The sequence below is a fragment of the Mesorhizobium sp. G2-6-1 genome (assembly GCF_055809095.1).
This window is the reverse complement of the sequence record NZ_CM147896.1, coordinates 854,939-870,269: the sequence shown is the minus strand read 5'-3', so window position 1 is coordinate 870,269 and position 15,331 is coordinate 854,939. Positions and strand designations below refer to the sequence as shown.

Sequence of the window (15,331 nt, the reverse complement as noted above, 5' to 3'; positions counted from 1 at the left end):
GAGGTTCCGGACGGCATTTTATGACTTACTGGGAGGAATGCTGATGAAAAAGATGCTATTGACCGGCGTCGCGCTCGTCGCACTTGCGTTCAGCGCACCTGCGCACGCGGATTTGAAGTTCAAGCCGGGCGAGGACCCGCGTTTCAACTGGTCAGATTATGAAAACCTCAAGAAAGTCGATCTGAAGGGCGAGACGCTGACGATCTTCGGGCCGTGGCGCGGTGAGGACGAAGGGTTGATACGAACCGTCCTTGCCTATTTTTCCGAAGCGACCGGTGTTGAGATCAAATACTCCTCGTCTGAAAATTACGAGCAGCAGATCGTTATTGACACGCAGGCTGGCAGCCCGCCGAACATAGCCATTTTGCCGCAACCCGGCCTGATACAGGATCTGGCCTCCAAAGGCTTGCTCACGCCGCTCGGCGACGAAACCGCCAATTGGGTGAAGGACAATTACGGTGCCGGCCAGTCATGGGTCGATCTTGGCACTTATAACGACAAGGACGGCAAACCGGGTTTCTTCGCATTTCCCTACAAGGCCGATGTCAAATCGCTTGTCTGGTATTCGCCCGATAATTTCGACGAAGCCGGATACAAGGTTCCTAAAACACAGGAAGAACTTGCAGCGCTTGAGCAACAGATCATTGCTGACGGGGGCACGCCGTGGTGCATCGGCCTTGGCTCCGGTGGCGCCACCGGCTGGCCGGCTACTGACTGGGTGGAAGACATCATGCTGCGCACCCAGACGCCTGAAGTCTATGACAAATGGGTAAAGAACGAAATTCCTTTCAACGATCCAGCCGTTGTCAATGCCATCGAGATTTTCGGCAAGATCGCCACCAACGACAAGATGGTCAATGGAGGTGCGGCTGCCGTTGCCGCAACAGATTTCCGTGACAGCCCCAAGGGCCTGTTTGCCGTGCCTCCGAAGTGCTACATGCACCATCAGGCTTCTTTCATCCCCTCGTTTTTCCCCGAAGGCACGAAGCTGGGCGTCGATGCGGATTTCTTCTATTACCCGCCTTACGCCGACAAACCCGATCTCGGCACGCCGGTTCTCGGCGCTGGTACCCTTGTTATGATCACCAAGGATTCAAAGGCTTCGCGCGCCTTCGTCAAGTTCCTCGAAATGCCCCTCGCACATGAAATATGGATGGTTCAAGGCGGTTTCGTCACACCGTTCAAGTCCGTCAACAAGGATGCCTATGGCAGCGATGCGCTGCGCAAGCAGGGTGAAATTCTGGCCAATGCCTCGACTTTCCGTTTCGACGGTTCAGATCTCATGCCGGGTAAAATCGGTGCTGGCGCGTTCTGGACCGGAATGGTCGATCTGGTCGGCGGCAAGTCTGCCGAAGCGGTCGCAACCGACATTCAAAAGAGCTGGGACGCCATCAAGTAGGCGGGGTGAGCGCAGCCTCCCAAGGCGCGCCGATCCGGGTCTTTTCCAGACCCGGATCGGTCTGATCAAGCTAGGGCCTGTTGAGTATCACCGAACGGGCTGCGCCGCAGTGAAAATGAGCCCAGTTCAAGGAGCGAGAAGGAAGGACATGCAGGGCATATTCGACGACGAGCGACGCAAAAATGGCTCATTTGCACGCGGCCCCTTTGGGGTTGGGCTGAAATCGCTCCTGAATACGTCGGAAATGCTCGAAAGTGGCACACACTTCCTTGCGCTTTCCTCCTGTTCAGCAACGATTTCAGCGCCAACGCAGCCTCGTGCGCTGATACTCAACAGGCCCTAGAGCAATTCCAGGAAAAGTGTTGTGCGGTTTTCCGTCCAGAGTTGCGTAAAAACAGATACTTAAAGCATCTCGACGGTTCTATCAAAACTGAAACGCTCTAATCGAAGCCGAAACTGATGCAGGGGGAAGGGCTTATGATAGCTCAAATTTTCTCGGCCGTTTTTGTCATCATTGTGGGTGTCAGTGGCTGCGTCGCTTATTTTTGGGGAGCCAACAAACTGCTCGACATGGTTTTCCCTCCCGTGGCGTTTCAGGGGCTGCGGCCGTCGATAATTTGCGCCGTCAGGGGTTGATCCGCCCATGGCTGTTCGTCGGCCCGGCCATGCTCATATTGACTGTCTATCTGATTTATCCGGTGATCGAGACATTGCGACTTTCTTTCATGGATCGCAGCGGCACCAGTTTTGTCGGCCTTGCCAATTACGCCTGGGCGATCGGTGATCGTGAGTTCCGCAATTCGGTTCTCAACAATGTGCTGTGGCTTGCGGTTGTGCCTGCTGCATGCACCTTTCTTGGCCTGATAATCGCTGTCCTTACCGACAAGATCTGGTGGGGTACCATTGCCAAGAGCCTGATATTCCTGCCGCTTGCCATCTCTTTCGTTGGTGCCAGCGTCATCTGGAAATTCATTTATGAATATCGTGGCGCGGGCCAGACACAGATCGGTATTCTCAATGCCGTGGCGCAGTATTTTGGTGGAGCGCCACAGGTCTGGATATCGATACCGTTCTGGAACAATTTCTTCCTGATGATTATCCTGATCTGGATTCAGACCGGCTTTGCCATGGTCATTTTGTCGTCCGCACTTCGCGGCATTCCGGAAGAAACGCTGGAAGCGGCGGTGATCGACGGTGCAAATCCGTTCCAGATTTTCTGGAAGATCATGATCCCGCAAATTTGGGGCACGATCGCGGTGGTTTGGACCACCATCACCATTCTTGTCTTGAAGGTGTTCGACATTGTTCTGACCATGACCAATGGACAATGGAACTCGCAAGTGCTTGCCAATCTGATGTTCGATTGGATGTTCCGCGGCGGCGGCGATTTCGGGCGTGGCGCAACCATCGCCATCATCATCATGATTGCGGTTATTCCCATCATGGTCTGGAATATCCGCCAGGCCAATAAAGAGACGGGAGGGCACTGACATGGCAAGCTCGACCGGAAAATCTTTCGCTGCGCGTTTTGGCGTCCATCTCGCCGTTCTGTTCTTTGTCGTCATCTGGACCATACCGACGCTTGGCATTTTGGTCTCTTCCTTGCGTGACAAGGACCAGATTATCGCGTCGGGTTGGTGGAATTCGTTCGTGAGTTCGAGCCAGACCGAAGCGGGCCGATTACCTCCGGCCTCGGAACAGGTGGAGCGCGACGGTCGTTTCTTGCTGCAAGGCAATGTCTTTGGCGATGGACCAAAGCGTCATATCAGTGCCTTCGGCATCAGATCGACAAAGCCAACCCGGTTTGATGCCAATGCTATTGCCGATCTGGGAGATGGCGTAACGCTGCAACTCAACGAGGATGGCAGTTTTCTCATGGCCTCGCCCAAGGCATTCGAGGGCGAGCGCGGCCAACGTGTATATTTCGTTTCGTCAGCACCGCCGAAATTCACCACCGATAACTATCGCACGGTGTTATTGTCCGAAGGTATTGGGCGCTCTTTCATGAATTCGCTGACCGTGACTGTCCCAGCGACCATCATTCCAATTCTCATAGCAGCGTTCGCAGCCTACGCGCTCGCATGGATGCGTTTTCCAGGACGCGCGCTGTTGATTGCAGTCATAATCGGCCTGCTTGTCGTGCCATTGCAAATGTCCCTGATTCCGCTGCTCAAACTCTACAATGGGATCGGTTTGTTTTTCGGTGTGCCGGTAAAGACCTATCTCGGCATCTGGCTGGCGCATACCGGTTTCGGGTTGCCGTTCGCGATCTATCTGTTGAGAAGCTACATAGCCGGATTGCCGCGTGAAATCATGGAATCGGCGCGTATCGATGGGGCCAGCGATTTCGAGATTTTCATCAAGATCGTGCTGCCGCTGTCGTTTCCTGTGCTTGCGTCCTTTGCCATTTTCCAGTTCCTGTGGGTTTGGAATGACCTGCTTGTGGCAATGGTATTCCTTGGCACCGAGGCAGATCAGATCGTTCTCACCGCCAAGCTGAACGCGCTGCTCGGGTCACGCGGCGGGGATTGGGAAATCCTGACGACTTCGGCTTTCGTCACCATCATCGTGCCGTTGATCGTCTTTTTTTCGTTGCAACGCTACTTCGTGCGCGGCCTTCTCGCCGGCTCGGTCAAGGGAGGCTGATCCATGCAGGCAGTAACTACCGAGATCACTGGAATTGAAAGTCCACATCCGGCCATCGACAAGGATTGGTGGCGAGGTGCGGTGATCTATCAGATATATCCGCGCAGCTATCAGGATGCGAACGGCGATGGCATCGGTGACCTGAAGGGAATTACGTCCCGACTTGGCTACGTGGCCGCGCTCGGCGTCGATGCAATCTGGATTTCTCCTTTCTTCAAGTCGCCGATGCGTGATTTCGGCTATGATGTCACCGATTATTGCGACGTCGATCCGATGTTCGGCACGCTGGCGGATTTCGATGCACTGGTAGTCGAGGCGCATCGGCTGGGGCTGAAAGTGATGATCGACGAGGTCATTTCACACACCGCAGACGATCACATCTGGTTCAAGGAAAGCCGGTCAAGCCGCACAAACGCCAAGGCCGATTGGTATGTGTGGGCCGACGCCAAGCCTGACGGTACGCCGCCCAACAACTGGCTGTCGATATTCGGCGGCTCCGCCTGGCAATGGGACACGAGACGCCAGCAATATTATCTGCACAATTTCCTTGCCGAGCAGCCGGATCTCAATTTCCACAATCGGGATGTTCAAGACGCATTGCTGGACGTTACGCGCTTCTGGCTGGAGCGTGGCGTTGATGGTTTCCGGTTGGACACCATTAATTTCTATTTTCATTCTCAAGGTCTGGAAGATAATCCCGCGCTGCCGCCCGACCAGCGCAACAATCAAACCGCACCGACGGTCAATCCCTACAATCACCAGGATCATCTCTACGACAAGAGCCGACAGGAAAATCTCGGTTTTCTGGAACGGTTTCGTTCGCTGCTTGATGAGTATCCGGCAGCGGCCGCCGTGGGTGAGGTTGGTGATGCACAGCGAGGTTTGGAAGTGGTGGCTGCTTACACCGCTGGCGAGAACCGGGTTCACATGTGTTACGCCTTCGACTTTCTCGCGCCTGAAAAGATCAGTGCAGCGCGGGTTCGTTCGGTGTTGGAAGCCTTCGACAATGCTGCCAGCGATGGCTGGTCATGCTGGGCTTTTCCAATCATGACGTGATGCGCCCTGCTTCGCGCTGGGCCGCCGACGAAATCGACCCGATAGCCTATCTCAAGGTCATTTCCGCGCTGTTGCTGTGCCTGCGCGGATCGGTATGTATCTATCAGGGGGAAGAACTCGGCCTTGGTGAAGCCGATATCGCCTTTGAAGACTTGCAAGACCCTTACGGGATACGTTTCTGGCCGGAATTCAAGGGCCGTGATGGTGCCCGCACACCGATGGTTTGGGAGGCCGATGCCACAAATGGCGGATTTTCCGCGGCAAAACCGTGGCTGCCCGTTCCGCCGGAGCATCTGGCCCGGTCTGTCAGCCGGCAACAGGATGATGAACAATCACTACTGGAGCACTATCGTCGCTTTCTTGCTTTTCGCCGTCAACACCGGGTACTTGCCAAGGGTGATATCGCCTTCATCGCCAGCCGGGGCGATACGATTGCCTTTACCCGCAATCACCAGAACGAGCAGATCGTCTGCGTCTTTAATCTGGCCAGCACGCCGACCGAGTTTGAACTTCCCGCAGGGCAGGATTTGCAACCATTGCAGGGGCATGGCTTTAGCAGCCAGTTAAGCGGGGGCGTCATTCGTCTGGATGGTTACGGTGCCTGGTTCGGGCGATGATATTAAATAGACCCCAATTAACGGGAGCAAAACATGGCTGATCTCACGCTAAGACAGGTGAAAAAGTCCTATGGCAATGTTGATGTTCTTCATGGCATCGACCTTGACATCAAGTCGGGAGAGTTCATCGTCTTTGTCGGGCCTTCCGGCTGTGGGAAATCGACGCTGCTGAGAACAATTGCCGGACTGGAGGAAATCACTTCAGGTGATCTCACCATTGCAGGTGAACGCGTAAATGATGTGCCGCCGTCGAAGCGCGGTATCGCCATGGTATTCCAGTCTTACGCGCTCTATCCGCATATGACGGTTTACGACAATATGGCCTTCGGCATGAAGATCGCCAGGGAAGACAAGGCTGAGATCGACCGCCGGGTGAAGCAAGCGGCAGAAATTCTGCAACTGACGGACTACCTCGACCGTTTGCCAAGAGCCATGTCGGGTGGTCAACGTCAGCGCGTCGCCATTGGGCGCGCAATTGTGCGCAATCCGAAAGTGTTTCTGTTTGACGAGCCCTTGTCGAACCTTGACGCTGCGCTGCGCGTGGCAACGCGCATCGAGATTGCCAAGCTCAAGGAATCCATGCCCCAAACTACAATGATCTACGTCACCCATGATCAAGTTGAGGCGATGACGCTGGCCGATCGCATTGTTGTGCTGAAAGACGGCTATGTCGAACAGATCGGCACACCGATGGATTTGTACAAAAATCCCGGCAATCTGTTCGTCGCGCAGTTCATCGGGTCGCCGGCCATGAACATCTTGCCAGCGACGTTGGACAAGGCGGGAAGCAAGACTGCGATCAGCCATATTGGCGGCCGAAAGGTTACGATCCCGATTTCAACCCCCGCTGGAACGGAGGGAATGTCGATCAGCTTCGGCGTCCGGCCGGAAGATTTGTTTGTCGCGGCGGAGAAGGACTATCTGTTCGAGGGGAAAGTCGACTATGTCGAACAATTGGGCGAGGTCCAGCTTGTCTATATCGATATTGGCCGTCCCGATCAGCCGCTGGTAACCAAGCTTCCGGGAAATGCCGAGGTCAAGCGAGGTAGTGTACTCAAACTTGCCGCGAATTCTGAGGATTTGCACATATTTGATGCTGATGGCAGGTCATTCACATATCAGACCATCGCCGCAAAGGCGGCTTGAGCGGCTTTCCACACAACCATAATTTACGCACTGGCAGATACACAAATTAAAAGAGCGATGGGGATTTGCCCACCGCTCTTTTGGAATGCAGGTCAACGGCTTAAGTGTTGCCGCCGTGAAGACGATAGTCACCGGTGATCGACTTGGCATCCGATGTTGCCGGAGCATTTATGGAAGCCGTGTAGGTGCCGTCAATGCTGGTGACGGGAAGCTGATTGACATCCTGTGTGCCGAAGTGGTCGCTGCCCATAGCAAAGGCTGAACCGGAAATGGCGAAGAGAGTGGCGGCGGTAAGAGCGATCATTTTCATTTTATAACTCCAAATGTTGGTTTTCCCGTCCGTCAAACGGCGCGTCTTGGGAGGATGGTGCGTCGTTCGGACCACTCCAATTTGGGCAACCCGGCGCTCACTTACCAATCACGAAATCGTATATGTTGAGCCGAATGACGTGAGGATAAAAATCGCAGAAAATCCCATCTTGGAAAGAAATATGAAATGAAAACAATGGGATGAATTGTCGAGACTCAGGGTGCGAAAAAAGTTTCATTTCAGTGTTCACTTCTTTCTGTGCAATGCGTGAACGTGAGCCGCCGAAAAAATCGACCCAGGCAAGGCTTATAAATCGGCCTAGGCAAGGTTTTACGAGGCCGCAGGTTTGGGTGATTGCCGGATCGTTTTTGGCAGTCTCGAAGCCCTGGCGCAAAAAATGTGGCGCTGCAAAATGTGGCGAGTCGGGCATCACGCATTTTTACCCGGCGGCTTCAAGGAATCTGCATCCACAAGCTAAATAGCTGACGTCCAATATTGCCAGATTGCGTTATGGATGGCGGAAAAGCGCAAGCACGCTGCTTGCGCGAATATGAGCTCAAATAAAAAGAGCGATGGGGTTCGCCCACCGCTCTTTTGGAATGTACGTCTACAGTTTAGTTGTTGCCGTCGTGAAGACGATAGTGATCGGTGAACGATGTGGCATCCGAATTCACCGTTGTTTTCACGGAAGCCGTGTGGGAATTGTCAACGCTGGTGACAGGAAGCTGGTTTACATCCTGCGAACCGTAGTGGTCGCTGCCTGCCGCAAAAGCAGAACCGGAAATGGCGAGAAGGGCAGCAGCCGTAAGAGCGATCTTTTTCATTTCAAAACTCCATATCTTAATTTCTACGTCCGTCTGGCGACGTGTCTTGGGAGGAATCACCGTCGTTCGGACAACGCTGATTTGGTCAAGGAAGGGGGCAATTACCAATCACGAAAATGTTCATCGCTGGACCAACCGGATCGTCCTTGAAATCGTTGATATGTCATTTACGGGCAAAAAAATACAATGAAATCAATGAGCATTCGCAGTCACGCCTTGATTGGCGGAAAGAGTTTCAGGTGATTGTTCACCGATCTCGATACAGACCGTCAACGTAAGCCGTCTAATGAAAGCAGGAAACGAATCTCGGCTGATGGTTTTCTTGCGAGGCCAAGGAGAAATTACCGGATTTTCTCCCCTTCGAACGCGAATGTGCGCCCACATTTGAAGAAAGTAACCCGCCGATTGTACAGCGCGATGGTGCTGGCCTCACTATCTCAATGCCAGTGAGGCTTGGTGCGCGTGCAATGGGGCGCTACAAGGCTGGCCGGATAGTTCGCTTGAATGACACATGCGCCCGCTTCAGATCGGCGGAGCCAGAAGGAGCCCTCATGCTACGCAAGACAAATTTCTTCATTGATGGAAAATGGGTCGCTCCGGTTGAGCCGAAGGATATGGAGGTCATTAACCCGGCCGATGAACAGCCATTCGCGGTCATCTCGCTGGGGTCGCCAGCTGACGTTGACAAGGCGGTTGCAGCCGCGCGCCACGCATTTGAAGGCTGGAGCCAGACCAGCCGCGAAGAACGGGTCGAGGCGCTGGAAAGAGTGCTGGCCGCGTACAGCCGGCGTATGCAGGATATGGCACAGGCGATTTCCTCGGAGATGGGCGCGCCGATAAAGCTTGCATTGAACTCGCAGGCTGCCAGTGGTGCGGGACATATCAAGTCATTCATTCGGACGCTGAAAGCGTTCACTTTCGAAACACCGCTCAGCGAACGCAATGCGAGTGAGCACATTGTCTACGAACCGATCGGGGTGTGTGGTCTCATCACGCCGTGGAACTGGCCGATGAACCAGGTGACGTTGAAGGTCATCCCGGCCATCGCGGCTGGCTGCACCGTGGTGTTGAAGCCTTCCGAAATTGCGCCGTTGTCGTCTATCGTCTTCGCCGAGATTATCGAGGAAGCCCAGCTTCCGGCTGGCGTCTTCAACATGGTCAATGGCGATGGTGCGGGCGTTGGCGAGGCAATGTCGCGCCATACCGGCATTGACATGATGTCGTTTACCGGTTCGACGCGTGCGGGCATATCCGTTGCCAAAGCGGCCTCGGATTCGATCAAGCGCGTGGCGCTGGAACTTGGCGGCAAATCGCCAAACATCGTCTTTGCCGATAGCGATCTTGAAAATGCGATTGCCAGTGGCGTGTCTCATTGCTTCAACAATACAGGGCAATCGTGCAACGCGCCGACACGCATGTTGGTTGAACGTCCCGTCTATGACCGAGCGGTCGGTTTGGCAGCGGAAGTTGCTGCAAAGGTGAAAGTTGGCGATCCGGCGCAGGATGGCGACCATATCGGTCCGCTTTCGTCCGAGGTTCAGTTCACCAAGGTGCAAGGCATGATCGAAAAGGGCATCAAGGAAGGCGCGCGCCTTGTCGCAGGTGGGCTTGGCCGGCCGGAAGGCTTCAATCGAGGCTATTATGTCCGCCCAACGATTTTTGCCGACGTCAATAACGACATGACTATTGCGCGCGAAGAAATCTTCGGCCCTGTTTTGGCGATGATCCCGTTCGATTCCGAAGAGGATGCCATTTCCATCGCCAATGACACGCCATACGGCCTCGCGGGATATGTGCAGTCAGGCGATCAGGCCAAGGCTCAGCGCGTGGCACGAAAATTGAAGGCAGGCATGGTCCAGATCAATGGTGCCAACCGTCCATTTGGCAGTCCCTTCGGTGGCTACAAGCAATCGGGTCTTGGCCGCGAGGGCGGTAAATGGGGCATGGAAGATTTTCTTGAAGTCAAAGCCGTCAGTGGTTGGGACGAAGCTGCCGGGTGAGGGCTGAAATGGCGGGTGGTGTTACCATTCGCCAAGTCAACTATCCTTTTCCGCCTGCCGCAGATAGCTGGTCGCGATTTCACGCATGCGCGTCTTGTCGAAGGATGGCCCGTGCCCGCCATGGCCGACATTGATGGGTAGATCGTGAAGTCTTTCCATTGTTTGGCGGTAGGCAGTGCGGTCCGAATCCGGCAAATCGTCGATTAATGTGTCGTCATAGATGGCATCGCCGCTGAAGAAAGTGCCGTCTAGTGCATCGTAGAGACCGATTGAATCAGGAGAATGCCCGGGCAAGTGCAGGACTGTGAACTGCCGGTTGCCAAGATCGATAATATCGCCATCTTCCAGCGTGCGCGTGAGTGGCGCGGGCTCTACTGTATAGCTTCCCGCATTCCAACCGGGGCAGGGCGACTTTGAAACCGGGTCTTCCATATCCCTGAACATATGGGCGTAAGTGGCGGCATCGCGCATCGTGCCGAACTCCGGTGCGCTGAGAGCAGGCCCAGCCCGCAGGGAAAATTCGTGCATCGACCCAACATGATCGAGATGGATATGGGTGGCAAGAACCAGCAACGGCTTGCCATCAATGGTCGGGATTTCGGGTGCGAGCGGGCAGATGCCCATTCCTGTATCGACGAGCAGATCCATATCGCGCCCGCTGACATGCCAGATATTGGCGCGCATATAGGCATTGACGAAGGGCTCGGTGAGCATCGTTGTCGCCGCATCGACGGTTCGTTTGGTAAACCAGTCGGACATCAGACGAATGGCTGCCCAATTTGATATTTGGCGGGCACGAGGCGCCGCAAATAGGCATATCCGGTGTCGGAAAGCCGGTTCTCGCCGGTAACCATGAAATTGTCGGGCATGTGGCGTGTTTTCCCGGCTACGCTGTCGAGCGGCACTTTCTTCACAACGGTTTTTTGGCCATCAAATTGCAATGCCACAGAGCCGCCCCCCTGTTCGGCAACCGCGACCGCAAAGGCTCCCGCATTAAATGCTTCCTGGCTATCGACCGCATTGATTGCGCCAACATAGCCGCGCGGCAGATAGCCCAACGCATCAACCCGCGCCCGCACACCGGGAAGGTTGTCGGCCAGAGCGCGTTCGAGCGCCGCCGGCAAGTCGCTGCCCGAAAGCTTGACGTTACCATGCGCATCGCGTTCCAGCTTTTCAGCCGGCACCAGGCTTTCGACGAGTGCCTTGCCATCCGCCGTGCTGACACCTTCGGATACGGCAACGATGCAACGCTTGTGGCGAGCCAGCGTTGCCTTGATATCTTCAACAAAATGCTTCACGGAAAATGCGCGCTCGGGCACATATATAAGATGTGGACCGCTGTTTTCATCGCTTCGCCACGCCGCGGCGGCGGCTGTGAGAAAGCCGGCATGACGCCCCATGACGATGCCGACATAAATGCCGGGTAAAGCGCGAAAATCGAGATCGACGGACAAAAAGGCACCAGCTACGAATTCGGCAGCCGATATGAACCCTGGTGTGTGATCGTTTTCCTCAAGGTCATTGTCGATGGTTTTAGGTGCGTGAACGAAAGCCATTTTGCCGTTCGCCGCATTCGAAAGGATTTGCTGCGTTCCTGCCGTATCGTTACCCCCGATATAGATGAGCGCATCGGCTCCGGCTTTTGTCAGCCCCTTCAGGATGGTTTCGCAATAGGCGGCGTCGGGTTTGTCGCGGGTTGAGCCCAGCGCGGCACTTGGTGTGTTGCCGATGAGGCGCAATTGATCTTCGCGCATATCGCCAAGGTCGACATAGGCGCCATCTCGAATACCGCGAACCCCGTGGCGTGACCCCAGAACACGCGCTCCAGGATGCCGTTGGCGGATTTCCAGGACTGCCCCGACAAGCGTCTGATTGATGACGGCTGTCGGGCCGCCGCCCTGCGCGATCACGAATGTTTCCGGCATTTTGGTTCTCCCGGCAGCAAGTTGGGGCGATTTTCGCCTGTCTGGCGTTTCAGCGCAACGGGAGATGTGAGGTTTTTGCCGCAGCTACGGCCTAGGGGGCAGGACTCTAAAGCACATAGCGTTTGAAGGGATTCATGCAGGGTGCTTTAAGCCCTTTTTTGTGCATGACGTTGTCCCAAAACCGCTGCACACTTTTGGGCGACATGCACTAGATCACGACCACCGGGTTTCTTTTGGAAACGCGGCTGTAGAGGTCGATGATGTCCTGGTTGATGAGACGCACGCAACCCGACGACATGGCTTTACCGATACTCCACCACTCAGGCGAACCGTGGATGCGGTAGCCCGTGTCCTGACCATCCTTGTAGATGTAAAGCGCACGAGCGCCGAGTGGGTTGTTCAGCCCTCCGGGCTGTCCGCCGCGCCATTTCACCAATTCAGGCTTTCGCGCGATCATTTCCGATGGCGGCGTCCATGTCGGCCATTCCTTGCCATATTGTATCTGGGCACGGCCCGACCAACTGAACCCGGTCTTGCCGATGCCGACGCCATATCGGATGGCATCGCCGCCGGGTTGAACAAGATATAAGAGGCGTTCTTTGAGGTGAACGACAATGGTGCCGGGTAATTCACCGGTTGGGTCAACCACGATCTGGCGTCGGTATTCCGCTTTGACCTTTTGATAGGGAATGGCTGGCAAGGCAAACCCGCTATCCGTCAGCGCGGCATACATGACATCGGGGCTGGTGATCTGCTTGTCGACGCTGATGGCAGGCCGAACCGGCTTCACCGAACCGGTCGTCATATTGTCGAGTTGAAGCGCCGGCATGTCGACCGACTGGGAGCAACCACTCATGCCCGTTAACGTCGCTGCACCTATGCCTGAAAGAACCATGCGCCGTGTGACCGACTTACCGGTCTGGTCGGGGTGTTCGTCGCCCCGTGACACATCTTGCGGAAAACTATGCATGCAACTCGACTCCACAATGCTCTCTGAAACAGCATCTTATAGTTGTAGCGCCCATTTTCGGCCATCATGGTTGACAAAGCGTGAATGCGAGAGGTTCCGGCACCAATGCAGCTCGCTACGCGGGTGCAAGGCTTGCTCTTTACAAATCTTCTCGCCTGCTGATCTATTCTCACCCGTGTCGTTGAGGTGCATCTGATGGCTTTCGAAATCTGGCTCGCATTTTCTGCTGCCTCGGCAATCCTCTTGCTGATACCCGGCCCTACAATACTTCTGGTCGTGTCTTATGCGCTTGGGCAAGGCTGGCGCACTGCGTTGCCAATGTCGGTTGGCGTCGCGTTTGGCGATTTCACCGCGATGACACTGTCCATGCTGGGTGTCGGCGCGTTGCTGGCCGCATCGGCAAAAGTGTTCGCCGTTCTCAAGATGGCTGGCGCGGCCTATCTCATCTACCTTGGTATCAAACTGTTTCGCGCTGGCGGCACGTTGAATGCCGAACCGCGTACGGACGCCGTCTCAGTGATGAAGATGATGGGGCATGCCTGGTTGGTCACGGCACTCAACCCCAAGAGCATCACCTTTTTTGTTGCCTTTCTGCCGCAATTTATCGACCGGAATGGTGATTTTCTGACCCAGATGGTGATTTTCGAGGCCACATTCCTGATGCTGGCCTTCGCCAATGCCTTCGGCTACGCGTTGGTTGCGGCGCGGGTACGCAATGTCGTGCGCAATCCAAAGGCACTGCGTATGTTCAACCGAACCGGCGGCACATTGCTGGTAGGTGCTGGCATTGCCACGGTGGCGATGCGCTCCGCAAATTAACATTTGTCTGGCAACCAGGTAATTTTTACAGTATCCGAAATAAATACCGCTGATCGAAAATAAGCGATTGGCTGGTCTGCCGGTTGGGCGCGTGGGGGCAACTGGGCCCGCTGCCGGAGAGATAAAGCCATAGGGATGCGGGAGGATTGATCATGTATCTTGGCCTTGATCTGGGCACCTCGGGCGTAAAGGCATTGTTGATCGATGCGGACCAGAACATTGTTGGCTCTGGTCATGGATCACTGGACGTGTCGCGACCGCATGCGGGTTGGTCCGAACAGGACCCCGCAGATTGGATAAGCGCTTGCGAGGCGGCTATCGGCGAGTTGAAGGCGGCTCATGGAAAAGAATTTGCCGCGGTCAAGGGGATAGGTCTTTCGGGCCAGATGCACGGGGCGACACTCCTTGGCAGCGACGACCATGTGCTGCGGCCTTGCATCCTGTGGAACGATACACGCAGCCACCACGAGGCGGCAGCACTGGACGGCGACCCGCGTTTTTGCAAGATAACCGGCAACATCGTTTTTCCGGGCTTCACCGCCCCAAAACTGGTCTGGGTAAAGAACAACGAGCCTGAGCTTTTTGCCAAGGTTGCCAAGGTTCTTTTGCCGAAGGATTATTTACGGCTCTGGCTCAGTGGCGAGCATATTTCCGAAATGTCGGATTCAGCCGGAACAGCGTGGCTGAATGTAGAAAAGCGGTGCTGGTCCGGTGAACTTCTGGCGGCGACCGATCTTTCAGAAGACCAAATGCCAACACTGGTTGAAGGAACTGAAAAAGCCGGAGCATTGCGTGGCGAGCTTGCCTCGAAATGGGGGATGGCGGCAGGCATTCCAATTGCTGGCGGCGCTGGCGACAATGCCGCGTCAGCGTGTGGTATGGGTACGGTGGGCGGGGGCCACGCTTTTGTCTCGCTTGGTACGTCAGGTGTCTTGTTTGCAGCCAACAGCACCTATCTGCCCAACCCTGAAAGCGCGGTGCATACGTTCTGCCACGCCTTGCCCGATACCTGGCATCAGATGGGCGTCATCCTGTCCGCGACGGATTCGCTGAACTGGCTTTGTCAGATCACTGGCAAAGACGCGCAGGATTTGACAACGGAGCTTGGCGACACATTGAATGCGCCAAGTGGCGTTTCTTTCCTTCCCTATCTGTCGGGGGAGCGCACCCCCTATAATGATTCCGCCATTCGCGGAGCGTTCACCGGTATCGCGCATGAGACGAGCCGCGCTGTGCTCACGCAGGCGGTGCTTGAGGGTGTCGCGTTTGCTTTTCGCGACAATCTTGAGGCTTTGGCCAGGGCCGGCACGACGCTGGATCGCGTTACTGCCATTGGCGGAGGTTCACGTTCACGCTACTGGTTAAAGGCTATTGCAACGGCGCTCGGTGTTCCCGTCGCTGTGCCGGGCGACGGTGATTTTGGTGCGGCTTTCGGTGCCGCACGCCTTGGCATGATAGCTGCAAGCAGTTGTGATCCGTTTGCCATTTGCAGGCCGCCCGAGACGAGCGAAACCATCGATCCCGACGCGGCGTTGACCGATGCCTACGCTGATGCCCATCAGCGGTATCGTGCACTCTATCCGGCACTCAGGAACGTCGGGGTTTAGAGCGGGATGAGG

The 15,331-nt window shown here is 55.4% G+C and carries 12 protein-coding genes and 2 pseudogenes; 8 read left to right on the top strand and 6 right to left on the bottom strand.

The features are described from left to right. Positions 1–43 precede the first annotated feature (43 nt). The 5 genes and pseudogenes from AC0L7S_RS04155 (at position 44) to AC0L7S_RS04135 (ending at position 6,864) form a co-directional block, all read left to right on the top strand. Positions 44–1,399 carry an ABC transporter substrate-binding protein gene (locus tag AC0L7S_RS04155; protein ID WP_473473200.1) on the top strand — a complete coding sequence of 452 codons (1,356 nt, stop codon included), beginning with the start codon at positions 44–46 and terminating at the stop codon, positions 1,397–1,399. 477 nt (positions 1,400–1,876) lie between these two features. Then, positions 1,877–2,889, top strand: a pseudogene (locus tag AC0L7S_RS04150) (carbohydrate ABC transporter permease). A gap of 1 nt (position 2,890) precedes the next feature. Next, entirely contained in the window at positions 2,891–4,045 is a 1,155-nt protein-coding gene (locus tag AC0L7S_RS04145; protein ID WP_473473199.1) for a carbohydrate ABC transporter permease, read from the top strand. A 3-nt stretch (positions 4,046–4,048) separates the two neighbouring features. Next, positions 4,049–5,718: pseudogene (gene bglA, locus AC0L7S_RS04140) on the top strand (beta-galactosidase BglA). Positions 5,719–5,751: 33 nt separating this feature from the next. Next, entirely contained in the window at positions 5,752–6,864 is a 1,113-nt protein-coding gene (locus AC0L7S_RS04135; protein ID WP_473473198.1) for an ABC transporter ATP-binding protein, read from the top strand. Between the two features lie 100 nt (positions 6,865–6,964). Here the strand turns inward: AC0L7S_RS04135 and AC0L7S_RS04130 are convergent, their stop codons facing one another. From AC0L7S_RS04130 to AC0L7S_RS04120, 3 genes are all read right to left on the bottom strand, one after another. Next, entirely contained in the window at positions 6,965–7,174 is a 210-nt protein-coding gene (locus AC0L7S_RS04130; protein WP_473473197.1) for a DUF680 domain-containing protein, read from the bottom strand. Between the two features lie 97 nt (positions 7,175–7,271). Then, the gene (locus AC0L7S_RS04125) at positions 7,272–7,607 is read right to left on the bottom strand and encodes a hypothetical protein (RefSeq protein WP_473473196.1); all 336 of its coding nucleotides are present in this window, start codon (positions 7,605–7,607) and stop codon (positions 7,272–7,274) included. Between the two features lie 181 nt (positions 7,608–7,788). Next, positions 7,789–7,998: a DUF680 domain-containing protein gene (locus AC0L7S_RS04120; protein WP_473473195.1), complete on the bottom strand. Its 210-nt coding sequence runs from the start codon at positions 7,996–7,998 to the stop codon at positions 7,789–7,791. Between the two features lie 551 nt (positions 7,999–8,549). Between AC0L7S_RS04120 and AC0L7S_RS04115 the strand changes: the two genes are divergently transcribed. Continuing rightward, positions 8,550–9,998, top strand: coding sequence for an aldehyde dehydrogenase family protein (locus AC0L7S_RS04115; protein ID WP_473473194.1), 1,449 nt, complete (start codon positions 8,550–8,552; stop codon positions 9,996–9,998). Between the two features lie 36 nt (positions 9,999–10,034). On the opposite strand, the gene AC0L7S_RS04110 is transcribed toward AC0L7S_RS04115, so the two are convergent. The 3 genes from AC0L7S_RS04110 to AC0L7S_RS04100 form a co-directional block, all read right to left on the bottom strand. Beyond that, positions 10,035–10,757 (bottom strand): MBL fold metallo-hydrolase, encoded by a 723-nt coding sequence (locus AC0L7S_RS04110; protein WP_473473193.1) that lies wholly within the window; start codon positions 10,755–10,757, stop codon positions 10,035–10,037. Further along, the gene (locus tag AC0L7S_RS04105) at positions 10,757–11,923 is read right to left on the bottom strand and encodes a diphosphate--fructose-6-phosphate 1-phosphotransferase (RefSeq protein WP_473473192.1); all 1,167 of its coding nucleotides are present in this window, start codon (positions 11,921–11,923) and stop codon (positions 10,757–10,759) included. The genes AC0L7S_RS04110 and AC0L7S_RS04105 overlap by 1 nt, the downstream gene beginning before the upstream one ends. A 208-nt stretch (positions 11,924–12,131) precedes the next feature. Then, a complete protein-coding gene (locus tag AC0L7S_RS04100; RefSeq protein ID WP_473474173.1) occupies positions 12,132–12,818 on the bottom strand; it encodes a L,D-transpeptidase in 687 nt (228 codons plus the stop codon). A gap of 270 nt (positions 12,819–13,088) precedes the next feature. Between AC0L7S_RS04100 and AC0L7S_RS04095 the strand changes: the two genes are divergently transcribed. Next, the gene (locus tag AC0L7S_RS04095) at positions 13,089–13,712 is read left to right on the top strand and encodes a LysE family translocator (RefSeq protein WP_473473191.1); all 624 of its coding nucleotides are present in this window, start codon (positions 13,089–13,091) and stop codon (positions 13,710–13,712) included. A 152-nt stretch (positions 13,713–13,864) separates the two neighbouring features. Then, positions 13,865–15,319: a xylulokinase gene (gene xylB, locus AC0L7S_RS04090; protein ID WP_473473190.1), complete on the top strand. Its 1,455-nt coding sequence runs from the start codon at positions 13,865–13,867 to the stop codon at positions 15,317–15,319. The last annotated feature ends 12 nt before the right edge of the window (positions 15,320–15,331 follow it).

What these genes read in the sequence shown, in the direction of transcription:
- AC0L7S_RS04155 (WP_473473200.1), top strand. Translation starts at nt 44, where the DNA reads ATGAAAAAGATGCTATTGACCGGCGTCGCGCTCGTCGCACTTGCGTTC.
- AC0L7S_RS04145 (WP_473473199.1), top strand. Translation starts at nt 2,891, where the DNA reads ATGGCAAGCTCGACCGGAAAATCTTTCGCTGCGCGTTTTGGCGTCCAT.
- AC0L7S_RS04135 (WP_473473198.1), top strand. Translation starts at nt 5,752, where the DNA reads ATGGCTGATCTCACGCTAAGACAGGTGAAAAAGTCCTATGGCAATGTT.
- AC0L7S_RS04130 (WP_473473197.1), bottom strand. Translation starts at nt 7,174, where the DNA reads ATGAAAATGATCGCTCTTACCGCCGCCACTCTCTTCGCCATTTCCGGT.
- AC0L7S_RS04120 (WP_473473195.1), bottom strand. Translation starts at nt 7,998, where the DNA reads ATGAAAAAGATCGCTCTTACGGCTGCTGCCCTTCTCGCCATTTCCGGT.
- AC0L7S_RS04115 (WP_473473194.1), top strand. Translation starts at nt 8,550, where the DNA reads ATGCTACGCAAGACAAATTTCTTCATTGATGGAAAATGGGTCGCTCCG.
- AC0L7S_RS04110 (WP_473473193.1), bottom strand. Translation starts at nt 10,757, where the DNA reads ATGTCCGACTGGTTTACCAAACGAACCGTCGATGCGGCGACAACGATG.
- AC0L7S_RS04105 (WP_473473192.1), bottom strand. Translation starts at nt 11,923, where the DNA reads ATGCCGGAAACATTCGTGATCGCGCAGGGCGGCGGCCCGACAGCCGTC.
- AC0L7S_RS04100 (WP_473474173.1), bottom strand. Translation starts at nt 12,818, where the DNA reads ATGGTTCTTTCAGGCATAGGTGCAGCGACGTTAACGGGCATGAGTGGT.
- AC0L7S_RS04095 (WP_473473191.1), top strand. Translation starts at nt 13,089, where the DNA reads ATGGCTTTCGAAATCTGGCTCGCATTTTCTGCTGCCTCGGCAATCCTC.
- xylB (WP_473473190.1), top strand. Translation starts at nt 13,865, where the DNA reads ATGTATCTTGGCCTTGATCTGGGCACCTCGGGCGTAAAGGCATTGTTG.